24 protein-coding genes are annotated in these 25,421 nt (G+C 66.7%); 11 read left to right on the top strand and 13 right to left on the bottom strand.

Annotated elements, in window-relative coordinates; all coding sequences use genetic code 11:
- Positions 1-18: 18 nt before the first annotated feature.
- Positions 19-1,206: an RsmB/NOP family class I SAM-dependent RNA methyltransferase gene (locus SB4_RS00340; RefSeq protein ID WP_058750928.1), complete on the bottom strand. Its 1,188-nt coding sequence runs from the start codon at positions 1,204-1,206 to the stop codon at positions 19-21.
- A gap of 18 nt (positions 1,207-1,224) precedes the next feature.
- On the bottom strand, positions 1,225-2,682 hold the full coding sequence (gene guaB / locus SB4_RS00335; RefSeq protein WP_058716891.1) for an IMP dehydrogenase: 1,458 nt from the start codon (positions 2,680-2,682) through the stop codon (positions 1,225-1,227).
- Between the two features lie 127 nt (positions 2,683-2,809).
- On the opposite strand from guaB, the gene SB4_RS00330 reads away from it, so the two are divergent.
- Entirely contained in the window at positions 2,810-3,784 is a 975-nt protein-coding gene (locus SB4_RS00330; RefSeq protein WP_058750927.1) for an SPFH domain-containing protein, read from the top strand.
- A complete protein-coding gene (locus SB4_RS00325) occupies positions 3,781-4,236 on the top strand; it encodes an NfeD family protein (protein WP_058750926.1) in 456 nt (151 codons plus the stop codon). Before SB4_RS00330 ends, SB4_RS00325 begins: the two co-directional genes overlap by 4 nt.
- A 53-nt stretch (positions 4,237-4,289) precedes the next feature.
- On the opposite strand, the gene SB4_RS00320 is transcribed toward SB4_RS00325, so the two are convergent.
- Positions 4,290-5,897 carry a phosphoenolpyruvate carboxykinase gene (locus SB4_RS00320; protein WP_058750925.1) on the bottom strand — a complete coding sequence of 536 codons (1,608 nt, stop codon included), beginning with the start codon at positions 5,895-5,897 and terminating at the stop codon, positions 4,290-4,292.
- A gap of 210 nt (positions 5,898-6,107) precedes the next feature.
- On the opposite strand from SB4_RS00320, the gene SB4_RS00315 reads away from it, so the two are divergent.
- From SB4_RS00315 to SB4_RS00285, 7 genes are read left to right on the top strand one after another with little or no spacing between them, the layout of a single operon-like run.
- Positions 6,108-6,815, top strand: coding sequence for a response regulator transcription factor (locus SB4_RS00315; protein ID WP_058716887.1), 708 nt, complete (start codon positions 6,108-6,110; stop codon positions 6,813-6,815).
- The gene (locus SB4_RS00310) at positions 6,784-8,349 is read left to right on the top strand and encodes a sensor histidine kinase (protein WP_058750924.1); all 1,566 of its coding nucleotides are present in this window, start codon (positions 6,784-6,786) and stop codon (positions 8,347-8,349) included. Before SB4_RS00315 ends, SB4_RS00310 begins: the two co-directional genes overlap by 32 nt.
- On the top strand, positions 8,346-8,789 hold the full coding sequence (locus SB4_RS00305; protein WP_058750923.1) for an HPr kinase/phosphorylase: 444 nt from the start codon (positions 8,346-8,348) through the stop codon (positions 8,787-8,789). The genes SB4_RS00310 and SB4_RS00305 overlap by 4 nt, the downstream gene beginning before the upstream one ends.
- Complete coding sequence (gene rapZ, locus SB4_RS00300; RefSeq protein ID WP_058750922.1) at positions 8,789-9,700, top strand: RNase adapter RapZ; 912 nt, start codon at positions 8,789-8,791, stop codon at positions 9,698-9,700. Before SB4_RS00305 ends, rapZ begins: the two co-directional genes overlap by 1 nt.
- A gap of 18 nt (positions 9,701-9,718) precedes the next feature.
- The gene (locus SB4_RS00295; protein WP_042482384.1) at positions 9,719-10,126 is read left to right on the top strand and encodes a PTS sugar transporter subunit IIA; all 408 of its coding nucleotides are present in this window, start codon (positions 9,719-9,721) and stop codon (positions 10,124-10,126) included.
- Positions 10,123-10,395: an HPr family phosphocarrier protein gene (locus SB4_RS00290; protein ID WP_058750921.1), complete on the top strand. Its 273-nt coding sequence runs from the start codon at positions 10,123-10,125 to the stop codon at positions 10,393-10,395. The genes SB4_RS00295 and SB4_RS00290 overlap by 4 nt, the downstream gene beginning before the upstream one ends.
- Complete coding sequence (locus tag SB4_RS00285; protein ID WP_058750920.1) at positions 10,395-11,207, top strand: TrmH family RNA methyltransferase; 813 nt, start codon at positions 10,395-10,397, stop codon at positions 11,205-11,207. Before SB4_RS00290 ends, SB4_RS00285 begins: the two co-directional genes overlap by 1 nt.
- Before the next feature lie 59 nt (positions 11,208-11,266).
- Here the strand turns inward: SB4_RS00285 and SB4_RS00280 are convergent, their stop codons facing one another.
- From SB4_RS00280 to recR, 3 genes are all read right to left on the bottom strand, one after another.
- Positions 11,267-12,727: a DNA recombination protein RmuC gene (locus SB4_RS00280; protein WP_058750919.1), complete on the bottom strand. Its 1,461-nt coding sequence runs from the start codon at positions 12,725-12,727 to the stop codon at positions 11,267-11,269.
- A gap of 106 nt (positions 12,728-12,833) precedes the next feature.
- On the bottom strand, positions 12,834-13,355 hold the full coding sequence (gene def, locus SB4_RS00275) for a peptide deformylase (RefSeq protein WP_058750918.1): 522 nt from the start codon (positions 13,353-13,355) through the stop codon (positions 12,834-12,836).
- 45 nt (positions 13,356-13,400) lie between these two features.
- Positions 13,401-13,997, bottom strand: a complete 597-nt coding sequence (gene recR, locus SB4_RS00270) for a recombination mediator RecR (RefSeq protein ID WP_058716879.1) — start codon at positions 13,995-13,997, stop codon at positions 13,401-13,403.
- Positions 13,998-14,050: 53 nt separating this feature from the next.
- Here recR and fmt point away from each other — a divergent pair, with 53 nt between their 5' ends.
- Together fmt and truA are read left to right on the top strand one after the other, a co-directional pair.
- Positions 14,051-14,956, top strand: a complete 906-nt coding sequence (fmt, locus tag SB4_RS00265) for a methionyl-tRNA formyltransferase (RefSeq protein ID WP_058750917.1) — start codon at positions 14,051-14,053, stop codon at positions 14,954-14,956.
- Positions 14,953-15,702, top strand: coding sequence for a tRNA pseudouridine(38-40) synthase TruA (truA, locus tag SB4_RS00260; RefSeq protein WP_058750916.1), 750 nt, complete (start codon positions 14,953-14,955; stop codon positions 15,700-15,702). Before fmt ends, truA begins: the two co-directional genes overlap by 4 nt.
- On the opposite strand, the gene SB4_RS00255 is transcribed toward truA, so the two are convergent.
- From SB4_RS00255 to SB4_RS00225, 7 genes are all read right to left on the bottom strand, one after another.
- Positions 15,684-16,880 carry a class I SAM-dependent RNA methyltransferase gene (locus SB4_RS00255; RefSeq protein WP_058750915.1) on the bottom strand — a complete coding sequence of 399 codons (1,197 nt, stop codon included), beginning with the start codon at positions 16,878-16,880 and terminating at the stop codon, positions 15,684-15,686. The two genes, truA and SB4_RS00255, sit on opposite strands and share 19 nt — an antisense overlap.
- Before the next feature lie 4 nt (positions 16,881-16,884).
- Entirely contained in the window at positions 16,885-18,267 is a 1,383-nt protein-coding gene (locus tag SB4_RS00250; RefSeq protein ID WP_058750914.1) for a bifunctional ADP-dependent NAD(P)H-hydrate dehydratase/NAD(P)H-hydrate epimerase, read from the bottom strand.
- Positions 18,264-18,650, bottom strand: a complete 387-nt coding sequence (locus tag SB4_RS00245) for a hypothetical protein (RefSeq protein WP_058750913.1) — start codon at positions 18,648-18,650, stop codon at positions 18,264-18,266. The genes SB4_RS00250 and SB4_RS00245 overlap by 4 nt, the downstream gene beginning before the upstream one ends.
- Positions 18,637-20,358 carry a dihydroxy-acid dehydratase gene (gene ilvD / locus SB4_RS00240; protein WP_058750912.1) on the bottom strand — a complete coding sequence of 574 codons (1,722 nt, stop codon included), beginning with the start codon at positions 20,356-20,358 and terminating at the stop codon, positions 18,637-18,639. The genes SB4_RS00245 and ilvD overlap by 14 nt, the downstream gene beginning before the upstream one ends.
- Before the next feature lie 93 nt (positions 20,359-20,451).
- Positions 20,452-20,802: a response regulator gene (locus SB4_RS00235; RefSeq protein ID WP_058716919.1), complete on the bottom strand. Its 351-nt coding sequence runs from the start codon at positions 20,800-20,802 to the stop codon at positions 20,452-20,454.
- 13 nt (positions 20,803-20,815) lie between these two features.
- On the bottom strand, positions 20,816-23,263 hold the full coding sequence (locus SB4_RS00230) for a hybrid sensor histidine kinase/response regulator (RefSeq protein WP_058751023.1): 2,448 nt from the start codon (positions 23,261-23,263) through the stop codon (positions 20,816-20,818).
- 78 nt (positions 23,264-23,341) lie between these two features.
- On the bottom strand, positions 23,342-25,369 hold the full coding sequence (locus SB4_RS00225) for a M13 family metallopeptidase (protein ID WP_058751022.1): 2,028 nt from the start codon (positions 25,367-25,369) through the stop codon (positions 23,342-23,344).
- Positions 25,370-25,421 lie beyond the last annotated feature (52 nt).

Below are 25,421 nucleotides of genomic sequence, written 5' to 3'. Positions count from 1 at the left end.
GTGGCACTGGGCCCAATGCTAGCATGGCGCCCGGAGGCAGGCGACAAAAAAGCCGTCGGTGCCGTGGGCAGCCGGATCGAGCCGATGGCCAAGACCGTGCGGCGTCCCGATGGCGGGCTGGATCGCCTCGACCGACCAGCCGCCATGCCCGGCCAGGAAAGCCGCGACCTGATCCGTGCCCTCGGCATCGAGTAACGAACAGACGATATAGATCATGCGACCGCCCGGTTTGACGAGCCCTGCGCCGATCTCCAGCACCTGCGCCTGCATCCCACCCAGCCGCTCCAGCCGCTCAGGGGTCAGCCGCCAGCGTACCTCGGGATTACGCCGCCAAGTGCCGGTGCCCGAACAGGGGGCATCGATCAGCACGCCGTCCGCCTTGCCTGCCCAGTCGGCCAGCATCTCGGCTTCATGGCCCGGATTGAGCAGTCGGCTTTCGATGATGCTCGCGCCGGCCCGCTCCGCGCGTGGCGACAGTTTCTGGAGACGCGCCCGGTCGATGTCGCAGGCAAGCAGCGCGCCCTGATTGGCCATGGCGGCGGCAAGCTGGAGCGTCTTACCCCCCGCCCCCGCGCACAGGTCGACGATCCATTCGCCGGGCTTCGCGTTCAGCGCGGCTCCGACAAGCTGGCTGCCCTCATCCTGTACCTCGACAAGCCCAGCGCGGTAGATGTCCGATTGTTCGACTGCCGTGCCGTTGGGCAAGCGGATGCCTAGCGGGGCCAGCGGCGTGGCGGCCCCCTCGGGCCATTCGACCAGCACCGCGTCGCGCGTGGTGGCCAGGCTGTTGACCCGGAGATCGAGCGGGGCCCGGTCCACCAGTGCGGTCTGCTGGCCTTCGTCCAACCCGGAAGCGGTCAGCGCCTCGACCAGCCAGGCGGGTGCGACACCGCCCTCGGCGCGCGGTTCGTCGGCTTCGATCGGCGCGGGACCATGGCCTAGGCCGTCGAACGTTGCAGCCAACGCCGGATCATGGTCGGCCACCGCCACCGTGGCGGCGCGACCCGATACCGGCACAGGCCCAGCCTGGCGGATGGCAGCATAGACCAGCTCACGCACCGCGCGTCGGTCTTTCGATCCGGCGTAGCGGCGCGTCGCAAAGTAGCGCGCGATCAGCGTGTCCGCCGCCGCCCCGCCGCTGGCGGCCGCGGCGACGATCTCGTCCAGCAATTCGATCGCCGCCTGGGTGCGGGCTCCGGGGGTCATGCGAGGGCGTCCGTGGACTTAGCGGGTCGGGTAATTGGGAGCTTCCCGCGTGATCGTCACGTCATGGACGTGGCTTTCCTTCAGGCCCGCGCCAGTGATCTGGACGAACTGTGCCCGTTCGCGCAGGGCCTCCAGCGTCGCCGAGCCGGTATAGCCCATCGCTGCCTTGATACCGCCGACCAACTGATGAATGACGTCGCGCGCCGGGCCCTTATAGGCGACCTGACCCTCGATGCCTTCGGGGACCAGCTTCATCTGATCCTTGATATCGCCCTGGAAATAGCGGTCCGCCGAACCGCGACCCATGGCCCCGACCGAGCCCATGCCGCGATAGGACTTATAGGCGCGGCCCTGGTACAGGAAGGTTTCGCCCGGCGCCTCTTCGGTGCCCGCCAGCAGCGAGCCGACCATGCAGGCACCCGCCCCTGCCGCCAGCGCCTTGGCCAAGTCGCCCGAGGTGCGCAGGCCGCCATCGGCGATTACCGGCACGCCCGACTTCCAGCCTTCCTCGGCGCAGTCCATGACGGCGGTCAGCTGCGGCACACCGACGCCCGCGACGACGCGGGTGGTGCAGATCGAGCCCGGCCCGATACCGACCTTCACCGCATCCGCGCCTGCTTCGATCAGCGCACGGGTGGCAGCGGCGGTCGCGACGTTGCCTGCGATCACCTGTACGGTGTCGGACAGCTTCTTGGCGGCCTCGACCGCACGCGCGACGTCGCGGTTATGGCCGTGCGCGGTGTCGATGATGACGCAATCGACCTCGGCCTCGATCAGCGCGCGGGTCCGCTCGAACCCCTTCTCGCCTACCGTCGACGCAGCCGCGACGCGCAGGCGACCGGCCGCGTCCTTGGTGGCCGAGGGATAGGTCACCGCCTTTTCGATGTCCTTGACCGTGATCAGGCCGACGCAGCGGTAGCTTTCGTCGACGACCAGCAGCTTTTCGATGCGGCGCGCATGGAGCAGGCGACGCGCCTCGTCCTGACCGACGCCGACCTTCACCGTCGCGAGATTCTCGTGCGTCATCAGCTCGGAGACGGGCTGCTGCGGGTTCTCGGCGAAGCGGACGTCGCGGTTGGTCAGGATGCCGACCAGACGGCCATCGAACTCGACGACCGGAATGCCGCTGATCCGGTGCCGCGCCATCAGCGCCTGTGCTTCGGCCAGGGTCGCGGTCGGCGAGATGGTGATCGGGTTGACGACCATGCCGCTCTCGAACCGCTTGACCTGGCGGACAGCGGCGACCTGCTGCTCGACGGTCAGGTTCCGGTGGAGCACACCCATGCCGCCCAGCTGCGCCATGACGATCGCCATGTCGGCTTCGGTCACGGTGTCCATCGCCGCCGACAGGACGGGGATGTTCAGCGCGATCGAGCGGGTCAGTTGCGTGCGCGTGTCTGCGGTGCTCGGCAGAACGTCGGACTCCTGGGGCACGAGGAGCACGTCGTCGAAGGTGAGGCCGAGGCGGATATCCATGGGGCTGCCAAATCCTGCGGAGGGAACAAGTGGCGGGCCATGTAACCAAAGCAAGCCGTTCCCGCTAGGCCCTTGCTGCACCGCCATGCTAGAACCCGCATCAGACCGATAAAAGGGGGAGCCGTCCATGGGCCTGATCATCGCCGCACTCGCCGTCCTGCTGGTGCTGATGTATCTGATGATGTCGATCAAGATCGTCCGCCAGGGCTATCAATATACGATCGAACATTTCGGCCGCTATACCGGCACGGCCATCCCCGGTTTCAATTTCTACCCCGCCTTTTTCTATCGTGTCGGCCGCAAGGTGAACATGATGGAGCAGGTGATCGACATTCCGGGGCAGGAGATCATCACAAAAGACAATGCAATGATCTCGACTGATGGGGTTGTCTTCTTTCAGGTGCTGGACGCGCCCAAGGCCGCCTATGAGGTGTCGGACCTGTATGTCGCGCTGCTGAATTTGGTGACGACGAATTTGCGGACCGTCATGGGTTCGATGGACCTGGACGAGACGCTGTCGAAGCGTGACGAAATCAATGCGCGACTGCTGAATGTCGTCGACCACGCGACGACACCCTGGGGCGTGAAGATAACCCGCGTCGAGATCAAGGACATCCGTCCGCCGGTCGACATCGTCAACGCCATGGCCCGCCAGATGAAGGCCGAACGCGAGAAGCGCGCCAATATCCTCGAGGCGGAAGGTTCGCGCGCCTCGGAAATCCTGCGCGCCGAAGGACAGAAGCAGGCGCGTATCCTGGAAGCCGAAGGCCGCCGCGAGTCGGCCTATCGCGACTCGGAAGCCCGCGAGCGCGCGGCCGAGGCCGAGGCCAAGGCGACGCGGGTCGTGTCCGAAGCGATCGAGTCGGGCGGCACCCAAGCGATCAACTATTTCATCGCGCAGAAATATGTCGAAGCGGTCGGCAAGTTCGCGACCAGCCCCAATGCCAAGACGATCCTGTTCCCGGTCGAGGCGACCCAGCTTATCGGCACGCTGGGCGGCATCGGTGAGTTGGCCAAGGAAGCGCTGGGTAACGCCAAGTCCGACGGCGCTACCCCACGCGTCACGACCAAGCCGGGGCCGTTCGACCAGTCCGCATCGTGACGATCGCGGAACTCGATCCCGCCGCGCTATGGCTCGCGGCGGGGCTGGCGCTGGGCATCGCGGAGCTGCTGGTGCCCGGCGTCTTCCTGGTTTTCCTGGCGATTGCCGCAGGTATGACCGCCCTGACCGCCTGGGCGATCCCGGAATTGCCGGTCGGGCTGCAGCTCGCCGAGTTCGCGGTCTGGAGCGTCGCTTGTGTGATGATCGGGCGGCGCTGGTATCAGGATTTCCCGGTCGAAAGCGATGCGCCGGTGCTGAACGCCCCCACCCTTCGGCTGCGCGGGCAGATCGTGACCGTCACCACGCCGATCATTGGCGGCGAGGGCCGGGCACGGCTGGGCGATGGCGAATGGCCGGTACGCGGGCCGGACGCGGATATCGGGACGCGGTTACGGGTTGCACATGTCGACAGCGGGATTTTGCTGGTCGAGCCGATCGGGAATGGAGACTGATGCCGAAGGCCAAGGGAAAGCGCCCTCCCCAGAACGCTTTCCCCTGACCAGCCTTAGCCCGTGACCGCCACCTTGGGCGCCGCCGCGCGGACGCCTTCGTCGACATGCTCGGCGAACTGCTGGAAGTTTTCGTTGAACAGATCGACCAGCTTGGCCGCCGTCGCGTCATAGGCGGCCTTATCCGCCCAGGTGTCGCGCGGGTTCAGGATCGCGGGATCGACGCCCCGAACCGCGACCGGCACCTGGAAGCCGAAATTCGGATCGGTGCGGAACTCGGCCTGGTTCAGGCTGCCGTCGAGCGCGGCATTCAGTAGCGCGCGGGTCGCCTTGATCGGCATGCGGTGGCCGACGCCATACTTGCCGCCGGTCCAGCCGGTGTTGACCAGCCAGCAATCGACACCCCCCTTGGCGATACGCTCCTTCAGCAGATTGCCATAGACCGAAGGATGACGCGGCATGAACGGCGCCCCGAAACAGGTCGAGAAGGTCGCATCCGGCTCGGTCACGCCGATCTCGGTGCCAGCAACCCGTGCGGTATAGCCCGAGAGGAAATGGTACATCGCCTGTTCGGGCGTCAGCTTCGCGATCGGCGGCAGGATGCCGTACGCGTCCGCCGTCAGCATCACGATGTTGCGCGGCACACCCCCCATATTGTCCTTGGACGCATTGGGGATGAAGTCGATCGGATAGGCGCCGCGGCTATTCTCGGCCAGGCTGTTGTCGTTCAGGTCGAGTTGGCGCGTGACCGAGTCCATCACGACATTTTCCAGCACGGTGCCGAACCGCTTGGTGGTCGCGAAGATTTCCGGTTCCGCCTCGGGTGAAAGGCGGATCATCTTGGCATAGCAGCCGCCCTCGAAATTGAAGACCGCCGTGTCCGACCAGCCATGCTCGTCGTCGCCGATCAGCGTGCGGCTGGCATCGGCCGACAGGGTCGTCTTGCCCGTGCCCGACAGGCCGAAGAACACCGCCGTCGATCCGTCCGAGCCCATATTGGCCGAACAGTGCATTGGCATCACGCCGGTCGTCGGCAGCAGATAGTTGAGCAGGCCGAAAACCGACTTCTTCATCTCGCCCGCATAGCGCGTCCCGCCGATCAGGATCAGCTTCTCGGTCATGTTCACCGCAATGACGGTCGAGGACCGGCAGCCATGACGCGCCGGGTCGGCGCGGAAGCTGGGAAGATCGATGATGGTATAGTCCGCGACGAACTTGCGCAGCTCATGCTCTTCCGGCCGGACCAGCATCGTGCGGATGAACAGATTATGCCAGGCCAGCTCGGTCACCACGCGGACGCGGACGCGGTGCTCGAGCTGCGAGCCACCATAGAGGTCCTGGACGAACAGGTCTTCCTTCTGGCCCAACGCCGCGAAGAAATCGGCCTTCAGCGCGGCGAAATCGTCCGGGCTCATCGGCTTGTTGGTCTTGCCCCACCAGACCGTATCGCGGGTCTCATCGTCGCGAACCATGAACTTATCCTGCGCCGACCGGCCGGTATGCTCGCCCGTCTCGACGACCAGCGGACCGTCCGCCGACAGCTTGCCCTCGCCGCGCGCGACGGCGGTTTCGATCAGTCGTGCGGTGACCAGGTTCCAGTGCAGCGTCGCCCGGGTCTCGATGCCTTGCGCCTGCAAACCGATCTCAGGAATCCGTTCGTTCATAAGAGTTTCCTCATTCCCCAAGCCGCCCGGGTCATGGTCGCCCGGCCCTATCCAGCGCATGCGAATACGTATGCGTTGACCGGTTCCATAGCCGATTTGTTTAACACGTCAAACAGCTCCGAACGCGAAGATGGTTGAGCCGTGTCTCACTTTGGCCTAACCGACGCTTATGGCGGTTCCTTCGCATGACAGGGCTCTGGGGTTGATCGCATGACCGCAACCATCGCGCTGGTCGATGACGACCGGAACATCCTGACCTCGGTGTCGATCGCGCTTCAGGCGGAGGGCTTCGTGACCCGCGTCTATGCCGATGGCGAGGCCGCGTTGAAGGCGCTGACCGACAATCCGCCCGACCTGGCGATCTTCGACATCAAGATGCCGCGCATGGACGGGCTGGAGCTGCTTCGCCGCCTGCGCGAGAAGAGCCAGATCCCGGTCATTTTCCTGACCAGCAAGGACGACGAGCTGGACGAGGCGCTGGGCCTGGCGATGGGCGCGGACGACTATATCGCCAAGCCCTTCTCCCAGCGCCTGCTGATCGCGCGCATCCGTGCCATCCTGCGCCGGTCGGAATATGTCGGCACGCCGCAGGGGACGCCCGCTGCCGATGCGCAGGGACCGCTGACACGCGGCGCGCTGGCGATGGACCCGGCGCGGCATCGCGTGACGTGGAAGGGGGAGCCGGTGACGCTGACCGTCACCGAATTCCTGATCCTGGAAACGCTGGCCCAGCGCCCCGGCATCGTGCGCACCCGCAACCAGTTGATGGATGCCGCCTATCAGGACGACATCTATGTCGACGACCGCACCATCGACAGCCACATCAAACGCCTGCGCCGCAAGTTCCGGCAGGTAGACCCCGAATTCGACGCCATCGAGACGCTCTATGGCGCCGGCTACCGATTCTCCGAGGAGTGAAGCCCCCGACCTGGCGTTACGCTGGTCGGGCCAGATTTCGCTGACGCAGCGGATTCTGGCGATCAACATCTTTGCGCTGCTGCTGCTGGCAGGCGGGTTCTTCTATCTCGACAGCTATCGTACCCGGCTGCTCGACAACCGGGTTGCCCAGTCGCTGCGCGAAGTGCGGCTGATGGGCGAGGCGCTGACCTCGGTGCGGAGCGAGGAGCGCGATGTGCTGGTGATGCGGCTGGCGCGCGATACGGGCGGGCGCATCCGGCTGTTCGATGCCAAAGGCAGCCTGGTCGCGGACAGCCGCGCGCTCGGCATCCGCAATGTCGTGCTGCGCGATCCCGACAAGCAGGATTGGGGGCAGGTGATCGCCCGCTTCCTGGACGCCGGGATCGACACGGTGGTCGGTGCAGCGCGGCCTCCGCTCTATCGCGAGCGACGCGGCGGCGCGGAATGGCCCGACGTGCGGCTGGCGCGTGAGGGGCGCGTGTCTGCCTCGGTCTGGCGTGCGCCCGACCGGACCCCCGTCATCACCGCGGCCGCCCCCCTGCCCGGCGGCGGCACGATCATGGCGACCGAAAATGCCCGCTTCATCACCGAGACGGTACGGATCGAGCGGTTCCGCCTGAGCGTGTTGCTGGCACTCGTTGCGCTCATATCGGTCCTGCTGTCACTGTTTCTCGCTAGGACGATCGTCCGGCCGCTCCGTCGCCTTGCCCGTGCGGCGGTGCGGGTCCGGCTGGGGCGGGCTCGCGAGGTCGTGGTGCCCCGCCTGCCCGATCGGCGGGACGAGCTGGGGATGCTGGCGCGCGCGCTATCCGACATGAGCCTGGCCCTGCGCGCCCGGATCGACGCCACCGAAGCATTTGCCGCCGATGTCACGCATGAGTTGAAGAATCCGCTGGCGTCGCTGCGCTCGGCGGTCGACACGCTGGAGACGGTCCACGACCCCGATCTCCAGGCCCAATTGCTGGCGATCGTGCGCGACGATGTGCGGCGGCTGGACCGGCTGATCACCGACATTTCGGATGCCTCGCGACTGGACGCACAGCTCAGCCGCGCCAAGTTCGATCCTGTCGATCTTCACGCCTTGCTGGCAGGCCTGATCTCTCAGCGAGAGGCGCGCGGGGTCGAACGGGGCATCCGCCTGCGTTTCGACTCGACCGAACCGGGCCCCGCTATCATCGCAGGCGAAGGCGCACGGCTGGAGCGGGTGTTCGAGAACCTGATCGTCAACGCCCTGTCCTTCTCCCCCGACGACGCCGTCGTGGCGATCAGCCTGGCGCGCGAGCAGGAGGATGTCGTTGTCCGGGTGGAGGATGAAGGCCCCGGCGTGCCGGAAGAAGCGCGCGAGGCGATCTTCCGACGCTTCCATTCGATCCGCCCCAGCAGCGAGGATTTCGGCCAGCATTCCGGCCTGGGCCTCGCCATCGCGCGGACCATCGTCGAGGCGCATCAGGGCCGCATCCATGTCGAGTCGCGCGAAGACCGGTTGAGCGGTGCCCGCTTCGTCGTGCGGCTTCCCTTGGCGGTCGGTGCATGACGGGGCCGCAAGAGCCGGAGTTGATCCACGCGACCGCCGTCGCGATCGGCGAGACCGGCGTGCTTCTGCTCGGTCCGTCGGGCGCAGGCAAATCCGATCTGGCGTTGCGGCTGATCGATCGCGGCGCGACGCTGATCGGCGACGATTATCTCCACGCTCGACAAGTCGATGGCAGCCTGCAAGTCGTCGTGCCGGACCGGATCGCGGGACGGATCGAAGTGCGCGGGGTGGGCATCATGCCCCTGCCCCATCGCCCGACCGCGACGATCGGGCTCGCCATCCGTCTGGTCAGCGAGATCGAAGGGGAAGAGCGGCTGCCCGAGCCTCGCGAAACCGTGATCGCGGGCGTCACAATCCCCGTCTATAGCCTTGTCCCCTTGCCCGCTTCGGCCCCGATCAAGGTCGAACTTCTGGTATCGTGCCTTAAGGAACGCCCATAATGGACCGAAAACGTATCCTGCTGGTCACCGGCATGTCCGGTGCGGGCACATCGACGACGTTGAAGACGCTGGAGGATCTCGGCTGGGAGGTGGTCGACAACCTGCCGCTATTCCTGCTCGACGGGCTGCTGGAGGCCGCACCGCCCCGTGGCATGGAGGGCAAGAACCGGCCGCTGGCGATCAGCATCGGCGTACGCACCCGCGACTTTGCTCCCAACCAGATCACGCAGAGCATCCGGCGGCTAAACGAAAGCCCCAATCTGGCGATCGAGACGCTGTTCCTGAATTGCGGCGGCGCGGAGCTGAAGCGGCGCTATGCCGAGACGCGCCACCGCCATCCCCTCGCGATGGACCGATCGGCCGATGACGGAATCGCGCATGAGCGGGCATTGCTTGCCCCGGTTCGCGACATGGCCGACCGGCTGCTCGACACGACTAACATGACCAGCAACGACCTGGGCCAATGGCTGCGCGCCAATTACGCGGTCGAGGGGCTGAGCGAACCGGTGCTGACCGTCATGTCCTTCGGTTTCTCCAAGGGGCTGCCGCGCAACGCCGATCTGGTGTTCGACATGCGGTTCCTGCGCAATCCGCACTGGTCGGCCGAGCTCCGCCCGGGCACGGGGCTGGATCAGGGCGTGATCGACTATATCCGCCGCGATCCTGCTTATGAGACCGCCGTGGGCCAGATCGAGACGCTGCTCGACACGCTGGTCCCGCGCTATATCGCCAGCGGAAAATCCTACATCACCATCGCCATCGGCTGTACCGGCGGGAGACATCGTTCGGTCCATGTCGCCGAACGGATCGCGGGACGGTTGCGCAAAGGCGGATTTTCGCCCACGGTGGTACATCGTGATTTGAGTGCCGTGCCGAAAGACTCTCTGGAAGCCGGGCCGGCCAAGCAATGATGGATATGCGTGTCTGACATGATCGGTCTGGTTCTGGTGACGCACGGGCGGCTCGCCGATGAGTTCGTGACCGCGATGATACATGTGGTCGGTCCGCAGGAGCGGATCGCCACCATCGCGATCGGGCCGGAGGATGACATGGAGGAGCGGCGCGCCGACATCGCTGCCGCCATCGCCACCGTCGATGCCGGGCGCGGCGTGATCGTGCTGACCGACCTGTTCGGCGGCACGCCCTCCAACCTCGCCATCTCGCTGATGGAGCGGGGCCGGGTCGAGGTGATCGCGGGCATGAACCTGCCCATGCTCATCCGCCTGGGATCGGCGCGCAAGTCGATGCAGGTCGTCGACGCCGTCGCCGCTGCGCGCGAAGCGGGTCGCAAATATATCTCGGTCGCCTCCGAAGTGCTGGGCGAGGCCGCCGCATGACGGAGCAGAGCCGCACCGTCCTCATCACCAACCGCCGTGGCCTCCATGCCCGCGCCAGCGCCAAGTTCGTCACCCTCGCGTCTACCCAGCCCTGCGAGGTGCGCGTGGCCAAGGATGGCAGCACGGTGACCGGCACGTCGATCATGGGCCTGATGATGCTGGGTGCCGCCATGGGTGACACCATCACGATCAGTGCGGCGGGCGATGGCGCGGGAGAGACGGTCGAAGCGTTGGTCGCGCTCGTGGAAGCGAAGTTCGGCGAAGACTGATGCCTCGTGAGATTACGGCTTATTCCAACCCGCTGATCAAGTGGGCTCGCGACCTGCGCGACAAGCGCCACCGCAAGCAGGCGCGCCAGTTCCTGGCCGAGGGCCTGCGCATCCTGACCGAGGCGCGCGAGACGGGGCGGCTGCCGCACCTTCTGTTCTACGCCAGGCCCTCTGCCAATCACCCGCTCGTCCGCGATCTGGTCAAGGCGGTCGAGGCCGCCGAGGGTGAGGCGATCGAGACGACGCCCGATATCCTGTCCAAGCTGTCGGGCAAGGACAATCCCCAGGCGGTCGTCGGCGTGTTCGAGGAATTCGCGGTCACGCTGGACGATCTCGATCGCAGCAAGGCCGGTATCTGGCTGGTCGCCGAACGCCTGCGCGATCCGGGCAATCTGGGCACGATCGTGCGCACCGGCGATGCGGTAGGCGCGGGCGGCCTGATCCTGATCGGTGAGTGCGTCGATCCCTTCTCCGTCGAGGCGGTGCGCGCCAGCATGGGCGCTTTGTTTACCGTGCCGATCGTGCGGACCGAGTGGCAGCCTTTTCTCGACTGGCTGAGGCAGGGGCCGGGCCAGCTGGTGGGGCTCAGCCTGGACACCGACTCGGACTATCGCGCGGCGCATTATACCGCGCCGACCTTCCTGCTGACCGGTAACGAGGCGCAGGGGATGCCCGACGACTATGCCGCCGCGTGCGACACGCTGGTGAAGATCCCGATGCTGGGCAAGGCGGACAGCCTGAACGCGGCGGTCGCGACGGCGGTCATGGCCTATGAAGTTCTGGCCCAACAAGGTGGCGTGAAGGCGGGCTGAACGATATCACTCGATCCTGACGGAGATGGCGACCCGCCACTCCGTCAGGACGTAGGGCGTTACTCCGCCACCTCGGCCGCGTCGGTGAGTTCCGCTACCGGCATCAGCTTGGTCAGCGGACGCACCGACTGTTCGATGAGCGGTGGCGACTCGATCGTCTTGCCGCCCGTATCGATGTTCAGCGCCTCGAAGCGCTTGGCGCTGGTCAGGACATTGCTCTCCAGGCTGCCGACAAAGGCATTATACGCGGTCATCGCCGTATCGAGATTCTTACCCAGCTTCGCGACATGCCCGCCCATGACCGACAGGCGGCCGAACAACTCCTTGCCGAGCACGCCGATCTCGTGCGCCTGCTGCGCCAGCTTTTCCTGGCGCCAGACGGCGGCGACGGTCCGAGCGATGGCGATGAGGTTCGTAGGCGTCGCCAGCAGAACCTTCTTGTCGAACGCGAAGTCCCACAGCGTCGGATCATGCTCCAACGCCGCCGACAGGAAATGCTCGCCCGGTACGAACATGATCACATAGTCGGGCGCGTCCTCAAACTGGTTCCAATAGCTCTTGTTACCCAGCCCGTTGACGTGCGCGCGCATCGCCGCGGCATGGCGCGACAGCCCCAGTTGCCGATCGGCCTCATCGACCGCGCCGAACGCATCCTGATAGTCGTTCAGCGAGACCTTGGCATCGATCACCAGCGCCTTGCCCCCCGGAACGCGCACGATCGCATCGGGACGAAGACGTCCGCCTTCGCCGTCCGCGACGCTGACCTCGGTCTGGAAATCGGCATGTTCGGACAGGCCGCAGGTTTCCAGGACGTTGCGAAGCTGCTGCTCGCCCCAGCGCCCCCGCGCCTTAGGGGCGTTGCGCAGCGCATTGACCAGCTTGGCCGCCTCGCCCGAGACACGTTCCTGGCCGATCCGCATCGCCTCGATCTGGCCCTTCAACTCGCCGAACGCATCGCGGCGCTCGTCCTCGACCTTGCGCACCCCTTCCTCGTAACGCTGGAGCCGCTGGTGCACCGGGTCGAGCAAGGCCTTGAGCGTCTGGCCCGAGGCTTCCTCCGACTGACGGAACCGCGCCTCGGCCCGCTCCAGAAACTGGCGCTGGGCGACTTCCAGCGCGCGGGCGGCGGCCTCACCGAACTGGGCGTTGATCTGCTCGCGTGCCTGCCCCAGCGCCTCCAGCGTCTGGGCATAGGCGGTCTCGCGCTCCTGCGCCCGCGCCCGCAGCTCAGCGATCTCGCGTAACGCCGTGTTGCGCTCCGCCTCGACGGCATCGCGCGCTGCCCGGATCACATCGAGATCGGCCGCCCGGCCCCGCAGCTCGGCCAGCGCCTGCAGCGCATCGGTGCGTTCCCGCTCCGCCGCCTCGCGAGCTGCGCGCAGCGGCTCGACCTCGGCGGCGCGGGTCGTCGCGGTAGCCAGTTCGGCCGCCAGCCCATCGGCCTTACGCCGCGCGGCCAGCCAACCGACCATGCCCCCCAGCAATAGGGCGAGCAGCGCGACGGCGATCAATTCGGGCATTTCAACAACCTGTCAGATACGGGAAACAGGTCGGAACATAGAACGAACGAAGCCGGTCGAACAAGGCTATTCGACCGGCTTCGCAAAACGCAACGGTTAGCTGGGCTCAGCCCTTACGGAGCTTGGTCAGCTTGCGCATCAGCATGTCGCGCTTCAGTCGGCTGACATGATCGATGAACAGCACCCCGTTCAGGTGGTCAATCTCATGCTGCATGCAGGTGGCGAGCAGACCGTCGAGCTCGGCCTCATGCGCCTCGCCCTTTTCGTCCAGCCACTTGACCTGGCACGTCGCGGGCCGCTTCACCTCGGCATATTGCTCGGGGATCGACAGGCAGCCCTCATTATAGGTCGACAGCTCTTCGCTGACCGACAGGATTTCGGCGTTGATATAGGCCTTGGGGTTCTTGACCGGCTTGCCTTCCTCATCCTCTTCCTCCTGCAGGTCGATGACGAGGATACGCTGATCGACGCCAACCTGAATCGCAGCCAGGCCGATGCCGTGCGCGTCGTACATCGTCTCGATCATGTCGGAGACGAGCTGGCGGACGCTATCGTCCACGGTCTCGACGGGCTTGGAGACGAGACGCAGGCGGGGGTCGGGAACTTCGACGATGGGAAGAATGGCCATGGCGGTTTCGCTACGGTCAGTGGCCCAAACCGTCAAGCCAGCGGATCAGACGACCGGCCGCCGCGCCCGCAGCGCCTGGGCCAGCGTCCCTTCGTCGAGATAATCGAGTTCGCCGCCGACCGGCAGGCCGTGGGCTAACTGCGTGACCCGCACGGGGAAGCGCTCGATCCGCTCGGCGATATAATGCGCTGTGGTCTGGCCCTCCAGCGTCGCGTTCATCGCAAGGACCACTTCGTCCACCCCGCCGCCCTCGATCCGGCGGACCAGCGCGTCGATGCTGAGATCCTCGGGCCGCACGCCCTCCAGCGCAGAGAGACGGCCGCCCAGAACATGGAAACGGCCCGGAAACAGCCGCGACCGCTCCAACGCCCAGAGGTCGGCGACCTCCTCCACGACGCACAGCGCCCCCGCATCCCGCCTAGGGTCGGCGCAGATCGCGCACGGGTTTGCCGTGTCGATATTGCCGCAGGTCGAACAGGTCTCTAGCCGCTCCTCGACCGCGCTCAGCGCGGCCAGCAACGGGCTCAGCGCTGCCTCACGCTTCTTGAGCAGATGCAGGACCGCGCGACGTGCCGATCGGGGGCCAAGGCCAGGAATACGCGCCAGCGCCTGGGTCAGCGCCTCGATCTCGGGGGATGCCATGACGAACAGATAGGGGGTTGCGCGCCGTCCCGCCAGCGGGGAGAGGACGCGTCATGCGGATCATCTTCATGGGTACGCCGGGCTTTGCCGTCCCGGTCCTGCACGCACTGGTCGAGGCCGGGCATGATGTCGTCGCCAGCTATAGCCAGCCACCGCGTCCCGGCGGGCGTCGCGGACGGCAACTGGTGCCCTCGCCCGTGCAGCAGGCGGCGGAAAGCCTGGGCATCCCGGTCCTGACGCCCGTATCGCTACGTGTCGCCGAGGAGCAGGCGCGGTTTGCGGACTTCGGGGCCGATGTCGCGGTCGTCGCGGCCTATGGCTTGATCCTGCCGCAACCGATCCTGGACGCGCCGCGCCTGGGTTGCCTGAACGTCCATGGCTCGCTGCTGCCCCGGTGGCGGGGGGCCGCGCCGATCCAGCGGTCCATATTGGCAGGCGATGTCGTGACCGGCGTCGGTATCATGCAAATGGAAGCGGGCCTCGATACCGGACCGGTGCGGCTGGAGGGCTCTACGCCTGTCGGGCGCAAGACCACGGGCGAGCTGACCGACGAACTGGCCGAAATGGGGGCCAGGCTGATGGTCCAGGTCCTGGCCGACCCGGATCGCTATCCGCCCCGCCCCCAGCCCCAGGATGGCGTCACCTATGCCGCCAAGATCGACAAGGCCGAGACGCGGCTGGACTTTAAGCAATCCGCCGCCCAGCTGGAACGCCAGGTCCGCGCCTTCCAGCCTGTGCCGGGTGCTTGGTTCGAGGTTCAGGGCGAACGGATCAAGATCCTGTCCGCCGAACCGATCGACGCGAAGGGCGCGGCGGGTGAAGTGCTGGACGAACATCTCACAATCGCCTGTGGCGAAGGCGCGCTGCGCCCGCTGACGGTTCAGCGCGCCGGGCGCGGCGTATCCAGCGCGCAAGACCTGCTGCGCGGCTTCCCCATTCCGGCGGGAACGCGGCTTTGACGCGATTTGCGCTGACTGTGGAGTTTGACGGGCGGCCCTTCATGGGCTGGCAGCGCCAGTCGCATGGGCCGAGCGTCCAGCAAGCGCTGGAGGATGCCGTCCATGCCGTGACGGCCGAGCGCACCGCCGTCCATGCGGCGGGACGCACCGACGCGGGGGTGCACGGACTGGCAATGCGCGCCCATGTCGACATCGGCAAGGATATCGCGCCCTTTCGCCTGATGGAGGCGATCAACGCGCGAATCAGGCCGAACCCGGTGGCCGTGCTCGACTGCATGACGGTGCCGGACGACTGGCACGCCCGCTTCTCCTGCATCCGTCGGTCCTACGAATATCGAATCGTCAACCGCCGCGCGCCGCTGACCCATGAGGCGGGACAGGCCTGGCAGGTGCCGCAGCCGCTGGACGAAGGCGCGATGGCCGATGCCGCCGCGCGGCTGGTCGGGCGCCACGACTTCACCACCTTCCGCTCGGTGCACTGCCAAGCGGACAGTCCGGTACGGACGCTGGACCTGCTATCGGTCGAGCGGGAGGGCGCGCGGCTGTATATCCGCGCCGCCGCCCGCTCGTTCCTCCACCATCAGGTGCGTTCGATGGTCGGCTGTCTGGCCTTGGTCGGCATGGGTCGCTGGTCGCCCGACGATGTGGAAGCGGCGCTCAACGCCCGGGACCGCGCGCAGCTGGGGCTGAACGCGCCGTCGGACGGGCTGTTCTTCGTGGCGGCCGATTACCCGGACGAAGGCTGACGCGAGAAACGCGCCGCCAGTTCGACATGAGTCGACCAGCGGAACTGCCCCACCGGCTGCACCCAGTCGAGTTGCCAGCCATGCTCGACCATCGCCTTGGCATCGCGCGCGAAGCTCGCCGGATTACACGAGACATAGGCGACTGCGCCGACCTCCGCCTCGGCCAGCGCCTCGGCCTGGTCGCGGGCCCCCGCGCGCGGCGGGTCGAGGACGATCGCATCGAACCGGTCGAGTTCCGCCTTGGTCAGCGGACGGCGATACAGGTCGCGATGCTCGGCGAACACCATGCGCCCGGTCGCATTCGCTGCGCCCTTCAGCGACAGGATCGCATCGCGCGCACCCTCGGCGGCATAGACCTTGCCGGGCAGCGCCAAGGCGAAGGTGCCGAGCCCGGCGAACAGGTCGGCGGTCGTGCGCGGCTGGCCCACGGCGTCGCGCACGGCGGCGACCAGCGCCGCTTCTCCATCGCGCGTCGCTTGCAGGAAGGAGCCCGGCGGCAAGGGTACGCCCACCCCGCCCAGCGTGACCGTCACCGGCTCCGGCTCCCAGCGGGTTTCCGGGCCGAGCCCGTCATCGACCGCGAAGCGTGCGACACCGTGCCGCTGACAAAAGCCGATGATCGCCTCGGCGGCTTCCAGCCCGTCGGGGGAAAAGCCGGTGACCAGCACATCCGCGCCCTGATCGGCCAGCGTCAGATGGATGTCGCCGCGCCGCTTGAACCCCAGTCGCTGGAGCAGTGTGCGCAACGGCGCGACCAGCGCGAAAAGCTGCGGGTCGAGGATATGGCATTCCGCCAGGTCGACGATGGCGTGGCTCTTTTCCTCCGAAAAGCCGATCAGGACGCGGCCGCCCTTGAGCTCGGCATGGAGCGTCGCGCGGCGGCGGCTGTGCGGCGGCGAGACATGGGTCGGGCGCAGCGGCGCGGTCAGCCCTTGCGCATCGAGCGCGGAGGCGACTCGATCGGTCACGAATCCAGCATAGCTTTCATCGTCCAGATGCTGGAGCTGGCACCCGCCACAGCGCGGAAAATGGCCGCATGGCGGTGTCTGGTGATGCGGGCCGGGCGTGACGCGGCCGTCCTCGGACAGCGTGTCGCCGGGGGCAGCAAAGGCGGCATGGCGGCCGTTCGCGGTCACGCCGTCGCCTCGGGCGGCAACGCGGATGATGATGTCGCTCATGGCGTCAGCCTCTGACGGCGGAAAGCGCGTCTGCCAAGTCGTCCGCGATGAAAGCCTTCCCGCAGACCCGCGCGGCCTGGGCATGAAGCCATACGCCCGCCTCCGCCGCTGCCAGCGGTTCGAGGCCCGCCGCCAGCATTGCAGCCACCGCGCCCGCAAGCACGTCACCCGTGCCGGCGGTGGAAAGCCAGGGGCTCGCCTCCGGGCAAAGGATCGCGCGACCATCGGGGGCGGCGATCACCGTATCCGCGCCCTTATGGACCACGATGGCGTTCGATCGGCGGGCGGCGTCAAGCGTCGCGGTCAGCTTGTCGGTCTTCATGCCGCCGAAGAGATGGGTGAACTCGCCGCCATGCGGGGTCAGGATCTTGGAGCCGACATGCGCGGCCAGCTCCTCCGTCTCGACCAGACGCAGCGCATCGCCGTCGATCACCAACGGCCGTCCGCTGCCCAGCGCCGCGCCCAGACGTCGCCGTGCATCGTCGTCACGGCCCAGGCCGGGGCCGATCGCAACCGCACCGATCCGGTCGTCCGCCAACGCATCCAGATTAAAGTCGCGTCGCACGATCGAGTGGGGCCGTACCGGTCCACTCGTGACATCGGAGGCGAGCAACAGCACATAGCCCGCGCCTGCCCGTGCCGCCGCCATCGCCGCCAGTTCGGACGCACCCGACATGCTGCCCGCGACGACCGCGACCATCCCCCGGCTATATTTGTGCGAGTGGGCATCCGGGCTGGGCAAAGCGGGTGCCGCCATGACCCGAACCGCGCCGCTGCTCGGCACATCGATGTCCAGAAGGCGGACTTCGCCCATGCGACCTGCGGCGGGTTGGAGGAGATGCGACGGCTTCACCGCGCCCAGCGCCAGGGTGACGTCGAAGCGCGGCACCTCGCTCAGCAGCCGACCGGTGTCCGTGGCGATACCACTGGGCAGATCGACGGCGATGCGGAGCCAAGCCGCCTCCGCGAGCCGGGCAAGGCTTTGCTCAGTCACTGACTCCAATCCGCGTGACAGGCCGGTGCCGAACAGCGCGTCGACCAAGACGGGCGCTGGTTCCACTTCGTCGAGCGATGCCACCGCTCCGCCCCATAGCTCAGCCGCACGCCGACATCCCTCGCTTCGCGGTTCGGCCAGTGCCGCGACTCGCACCTTATGACCCTGCTCGCGCAATCGGGCGGCGGTGATATAGCCGTCACCGCCATTATTCCCCGGCCCACACAGGACCAATATCTCGCGCCCGGCGGCCAGACGGGCCACGGCCTGGGCGATGGCACGGCCCGCCCGGTCCATCAGCGTCGCTTCGGACACGCCCTGCGTCATTACCGCCTGCTCGGCGGCCCGCATCGCCGCGGCGGTCAGGACGGGCTGGCCATGGATCGGGATCATGGCGTTCCGACTGTCGCTGGCAGGCGGTAGCGGTCATCGCCCAGCTGAACTTCGATCTGATTGTCACCGGCGACCCGAACCTGCGCCGGTACCGAGCCGTCGGCGGCAGCAACGCCGCGTCCGTCCTGCGCCACCCGAAGTCGCCGGAACCCGCCATCGGGATGCCGTACCGTCAGGATCGCTCCGTCCGCAGAGGCGGACTGTTCGACGGTGCAGTCCCGCGCAAAATTCTGTGCGCCCGACAGCGCGCATTCGATGGCGAGGCCGGGATTTTGCGGTGCGGACGACGTGTTGGCGGCCGCCGTCTGCTCATCTCCCTGCCCGCCCGAACAGCCGGCCAGTGCCAGGGCACCGGCCAGCCAGCGGACATCAGATGTCCGCATAGACATGGCGCTCGGACTTGGCGCCGGGATGGGTGACCGCGCCCTGATGCGCGGGGCCGACATTCTGGGCATAGCGCCACAACACGCCGGACTGGTAATCGTTCACGCGCGGGGTCCAGCGCGCACGGCGCTCGTCCAGCACGGAAGGTTCGACCAGCAGGTCGATCGTGCCCGCCTCGGCATCGATGCGAATGGCATCGCCATTCTCGACCAGTGCGATCGGACCGCCATCCGCCGCCTCGGGTCCGACATGACCGATACAGAAGCCGCGCGTACCGCCCGAGAAGCGGCCATCGGTGATCAGCGCGACCTTCTCGCCCAGCCCCTGACCGTAGAGCGCCGCCGTGGTCGACAGCATCTCGCGCATGCCGGGGCCGCCCTTCGGTCCCTCATAGCGGATGACGACCACGGTGCCGTCGGTAATCTCGCGCGCCTCGACGGCGGCGAAGGCTTCTTCCTCACAATCGAAGACCCGCGCCGTGCCCTCGAACTGCAGGCGCTTCATGCCCGCGACCTTCACGATGGCTCCCTCGGGCGCCAGGCTGCCGCGCAAGCCCACGACGCCGCCGGTCGGCGTGATCGGCGTCTTGACGTCGTAGATGACCTTCTGGTCGGGGTTCCACGTCACCTCGTCGATATTCTCGGCCAGCGTCTTGCCCGTCACCGTCATGCAGTCGCCGTGCAGGAACCCGCCCGCCAACAGCGTCTTCATCAGCATATAGACGCCGCCCGCCTCATACATGTCCTTGGCGACATAACGACCACCCGGCTTCAGGTCGGCGATATAGGGCGTGGTCTTGAAGATTTCGGCCACGTCGAACAGGTCGAAGTCGATCCCCGCCTCGTTCGCCATCGCCGGCAGGTGGAGACCGGCATTGGTCGAGCCGCCGGTGGCAGCCACCACGCGGGCGGCATTCTCGAACGCCTCGCGGGTGCAGATATCGCGCGGACGCAGGTTGCGCGCGACCAGCTCCATCACCTGTTCGCCCGCCGCCTCGGCAATGCCGTGGCGATCGAGGAAGGGCGCTGGCATCATGTTGCTATTTGGTAGCGACAGGCCGATCGCCTCGCCGACGCACGCCATGGTGTTGGCGGTGAACTGGCCCCCGCAGGCGCCGTGGCCGGGACAGGCGACCTTTTCCAGCGCAATTAGGTCATGGAGCGGGCAGTTGCCCGCCGCGTGCTGGCCCACCGCCTCGAACACGTCGACCACGGTCACGTCGCGGTCCTGGTGACGGCCTGGCAGGATCGATCCGCCATAGACGAAGATCGATGGCACGTTCAGGCGCAGCATCGCCATCATCATGCCCGGCAACGATTTGTCACAGCCCGCAAAGCCGACCAGCGCATCATAGCAGTGGCCACGCACCGACAGCTCAACCGAATCGGCGATGACCTCGCGACTGACCAGCGAGGACTTCATACCCTGGTGGCCCATGGCGATGCCGTCGGTCACCGTGATGGTGTTGAACCGGCGCGGCATACCGCCGCCACGGATCACGCCGCCCTGCGCGGCATCGGCCTGCGCGTCGAGCGTCGTATTGCAGGGGGCCGAGTTGTTGCCAGCGCTCGCTAGCGCGACGAACGGCTTGGCGATATCTTCTTCCTGGATACCCATGGCGTAATAATAGCTGCGGTGCGGCGCGCGCTCCGGTCCGACGGAGACGTGGCGGGACGGCAGGCGGGACTTGTCGAATTGGCGTGTCATGGCGCAGGCCTATGTCGCGAGACGGGCCTTTGACGCAAGCAAATTTCGCAAATTGCAGCACCGACGGTCGTTCGACCGCGCGATCACCGGTATCTAGAGTGCGCTCAGCGCCTTGGCCACGCCGTCCATGGTGAACGGCTTTTGCAGGCGTGGGCGGTCGCGGAAACGCTCGTCCACCGCATCGTCCGAGCCGCCAGTGGCGAAGACAAAGGGGACACCGCGTTCGGCCAGCGCCTCGGCGACCGGCGTGCTCTTCTGGCCGCCGCGCAGGTTGACGTCAAGGATCGCCGCGTCGATGCCGCCTTCGGCCACACGCGCCAAAGCATCGTCTACGCTGTCCACGGTCCCTGCGACCTGTTTGTCGAGGACATCCAGGAAATCCTCGAGCATCATGGCGATCAGGGGTTCGTCCTCGACGATGAGGATCTGCACGGGCTCTGTCATCGCCACCGCCATATCATGCTTTACGCCATCCGCCAGCAGCTTGTTCCGATGATGTATCGGCGCCGGTGCCTTGCGTCAGCGCCGACTGAGTCGCTTCCGCCAGTTGCTGGACCGAGAAGGGCTTGGGCAGGAAACCGACATTGGGCAGCGTGATCGACTTGCGCAGTTGCTCCTCGGCATAGCCCGACATGAACAGGACCGCGAGGTCGGGATAGCGTTTGCGGACATGGCCGACCATCGTCGGGCCATCCATGGTCGGCATCACCACATCGGAAATCAGCAGGTCTGGCTTGCCATGCTTGTCGAGCATTTCGAGCGCCGCCTCGCCATTCTCGGCGGCCAACACGGTATAGCCCTGCCGCGACAAGGCGCGCTCGGCCACCGCGCGCACCATATCCTCGTCCTCGACCAGCAGGATGGTGCCCGTGCCCCAATGGCTTGCGGCACGCGCGGCGGGCTTTTCCGGGCTCGTCCGGGCAGCAGGCAGCGCGGGGGCGGCGTGGACCGGCAGATAGATGGAAAATTTCGCGCCCCCGCTTGGCGGAGAATCGGCGAAGATATAGCCACCCGACTGCTTGATGATGCCGTAGACGGTCGACAGGCCCAGGCCGGTGCCCTTACCCAATTCCTTGGTCGTGAAGAAGGGCTCGAAAATCTTGGGCAGGATCTCCGCCGGGATACCGGTGCCGTTGTCGCTGATGGTCAGCGCCGTATAATCGGCGGCGGGCAGGATATCGTTGCCCATCGCGCGGACGTCCGCCATCGAAACGGCACGCGTCTGGATGGTCAGGATGCCGCCGCCCACCGGTTCATTGTCCAGGATCGCGTCGCGCGCGTTGACTGCGAGGTTGACGACCACCTGCTCCAACTGCCCCGGATCGGCGCGGATCGGCCCCAGATTGCGGCCATGGCTGACGTCCAGCCTTACCCGTTCGCCCAGCAACCGCTTGAGCAGGTTCGACACCTCCGACACGACGTCGGGTAGTTGCAGGATTTGCGGGCGCAACGTCTGCTGTCGCGAGAAGGCGAGCAGCTGGCGCGTCAGGCTGGCGGCGCGGTTGGAGTTGGTGCGGATCTGCTGGATGTCGTCATAGTCGCTGTCGCCCGGCGAATGTCGCATCAGCATCAGGTCGCAATGCCCGATGATCGCGGTCAGGATATTGTTGAAGTCATGCGCGACGCCGCCCGCCAGCTGGCCGACCGCCTGCATCTTGGTGGCCTGCGCCACTTCGCGCTTCAGGCGGCTTTCCTCGGAATTGTCCTTCAGGCTGAGCAGCACCGCCGCCTCGCCCAGCCCCCGCGCCCCCGCGATGGTGAGCGCGACGGGCTCCTCCGGGTGATCCTTCAGGCGAACCGCCATATCGGCCGAATGCGTTGCGCCCCCGGCAAAGCGGCGAATCGCATCCGCCACCGCCGCCTTGTCCTCGCGCACCACCAGATCACCCGGATAGAGCGGCGGCGTACCGCCCGCTACGCCCGCCGCGCGCATGAAGGCGGAGTTCATCTGGATGAACCGACCGTCCCGATCGACCAGCGCGATGCCGAAGGGCATGAGCGATACCAGGCCCCGCACATGGCTACCCGCATTGGCGCCTGCGGGGGCGACCAGCGGCTCGTCTTCGTCGAGCAGGACGACCAGCATCGGCGCGCCCTCCCCCTCAACAAAGGGAATTTGCAGGACACGAAGGGGACGCCCCTCGGCCTTGCCTAGTTCGGCGGCAAAACGCACCTGTCCGCCCGTGTCATGCGCCAGGAACGTCGCGAAATCGCGGCCGACGATCGACAGCATCTCACCGCCCATCGCGCGAGCACAGAGCACGCGATTGGCCGCGCGCACCCGGCCATCGGGTGCGATCAGCGCAGCCATGATCCCGGCGGTCCCCAGCCGGTCGCCATGAATGCCGCCGATCAGCCGCTCGACCGTCTCGGCCAAATCCTGTTCGTCGGCCACCGCGAAGCGCCAGACGAGCAGATCGGCTTCATCGCCCGCGCGCGTCACCAGCACCGACAGTTCGGTGCCCATCACCGCGATCCGGTCGGCACGCCCCAGCCCATCGCGCCAGGCGGTCCGCCCGGCCTGGGCCAAGGCCTCGACGCTGGGCGCATCCAGCGGCACGCCCGGGGGAGTCGGCATCATCGGGAACAGCGAGGCATAGGCGTCATTGGCACAGACCAGCCGCCCGGCCCGGTCGGTGACGGCGATCGCATCATGGCTGGCATCCGCCACGACACGCGCGAAATCCCAGTCGACGCTGCGGCGTGTCTGCTCGACCCGCGGCGTCAGCAATCGCCAGGTCAAGATCACCCCGAAAACGAGAAGTGCCGCAGCAAGAAACCCTGCCGCGACGATCCAGCTGCGGATGGCGACGAACAGCAACGCCGCCGCCCCCGCCCCGCTGGCGATCGAGACGAGGCCCGCGAGGCGGACGGGATTAAACCTTTCTGAGGACGCGATCGCCATGACGAAACTCTTCATCCGGCGACCCGCCACGGGTCAAGCGCGATCCTGCGCCCGGCCCCGTGGCGGGGTTACGGAGTTTTACCAGATACGGACGCGCTGCTCGGGCGTCAGATACAGCTTGTCGCTGGGCTTGGGGCTATAGGCACCGTACCAGGGGTCGAGATTGCGGACGACCCAGGCACGCTGCTGCGACGGGGAATGCGGATCGGTCAGCAGGCGGTTGCGCAGATTGGCTTCGCGATAATTGCGCCGCCACACTTGCGCCCAGCCCAGATAGAAGCGCTGGTCGCCGGTGAAGCCATCGATCACCGGCGCGGCCTTACCCTTCAACGACGCGTGATAAGCGTCATAGGCGACCGACAGCCCGGCCAGATCGGCGACATTCTCGCCCAGCGTCAGCGCCCCCTTCACATGCAGGCCGGGCAGCGGCTCATAGGCGTCATACTGCTTCACCAGCGCGCCCGTCCGGGCCTTGAACGCCGTGACATCGGCGGGCGTCCACCAGTCGGTCAGCTGGCCCTTGGCATCGAACTTCGATCCCTGGTCATCGAAATGATGGCTGAGTTCGTGACCGATCACCGCGCCGATACCGCCATAATTGACCGCCGGATCGGCCTTCGGATCGAAGAAGGGCGGTTGCAGGATGGCGGCCGGGAACACGATCTCGACCATGCCGAAATTGGCATAGGCGTTGACCGTCATCGGGGTCATGCCCCATTCCCAGCGCTGAATCGGCTTGCCGAGATGGCCGATATTCTCCTCATGCCGCCACTGCGCGGCGCGCAGCGCGTTGCCGAACGCGTCGCCGGAGACGATCTTCAGTCCCGAATAATCCTTCCAGCGATCGGGATAGCCGATCTTGGGCGTGAAGGCGGCCAGCTTGGCATGCGCCTTCGCCTTGGTCTCGGGCGCCATCCAGTCGAGCTGTTCTATACGCTTGCCCATCGCGGCCAGGACGTTCTTCACCAGCGCATCGGCGGCCAGCTTCGTCGCGGGCGGGAAATAACGCGCGACGTAGACCTTGCTCACCTCATCGGACAGCGCGCTGCTGGTGAAGTCCACGGCACGCTTCCACCGTTCCTGCTGCTGCGGTGTGCCTGACAGGACGGTGCCGTAAAAGGCGAACTGCTCGCGATCGAACTGGGCGGGCAGGACATCGGCGAACTCGTCGAGCGAGCGGAGCAGCAACTGGTCCTTCAACACCGCGATCGGCGTCGACTGGATCAGTGCGGCGATGCCCGTCACCGCCGTCGGCTGCGCGACGACCAGCGTATCGACCGGCGTGCCCACGCCTTTCAAATAGGTTGCGAAGTCGAAGCCGGGCGCGCTCTTCGCCAGATCGGCCACGGTCATCTTGTTATAGGTCTTGGTCCGGTCGCGGCTGTCGATCCGGGTCCAGTGGACCTTGGCGATCTCCGTCTCGAAGGCGACGACCGCCTGGGCGCGCGCCTCGGCATCCGGCTCGCCCGCCATGGTCAGCATCTTGGCCAAATGGGCCTGATAGGCCGCGCGCTGGGCGGCGATCTTGGGATCGTTGCTGAGGTAATAATCGCGGTCCGGCATCCCCAGACCGCTCTGACGCAAACCAACGGTGTAGAGATTGGGCTGGCGGGCATCCTGCCCGACACCCGAACCGAAGGGGATACCGACCCCATTGCGATCCGCCTCGGCCAGCAAGGCGGCATAGCCCGACTTGTCGGTCAGCCCCTTGATCCGGTTCAGCCAGGGCTGAATGGGCGCTAGTCCCTTGGCCTCGATCGCGGCGGTGTCGAGATAGGTGGCATAGGCGGTGCCGATCTGGTTCCGCTGGCCCTTGGCCTGTTCCAGAATGGTGTGGGTCCGCTCTCGCGACAGGTCGGCGAGCTTGTCGAACGCGCCATAGCTGGACTTGTCGGCCGGGATCGCGGTGGTCTTTGCCCATTCGCCATTGGCAAAGGCATAGAAGTCGTCGCCGGGGCGGACGGACTTGTCCATGCCCTTTTCATCGAAACCGAACCGCCCATAGGTCGGGCCCTTCGAGGCGGCGGGGCTGGTCTGCGCGTTCAGCGCCACGGCACCGGTGATCGCGGTCGCGCCCAATAGCGCGGCGATGGCCATGCTCTTCATCATTCTCTCCGAAACAAAAAAGCGGCTCCCCGGTCGTCGCCGGGGAGCCTTG

The sequence above is a fragment of the Sphingomonas sanguinis genome (assembly GCF_001476905.1).
Lineage (GTDB): Bacteria > Pseudomonadota > Alphaproteobacteria > Sphingomonadales > Sphingomonadaceae > Sphingomonas > Sphingomonas sanguinis_B.
This window is presented reverse-complemented; position numbering and strand designations above follow the sequence as displayed.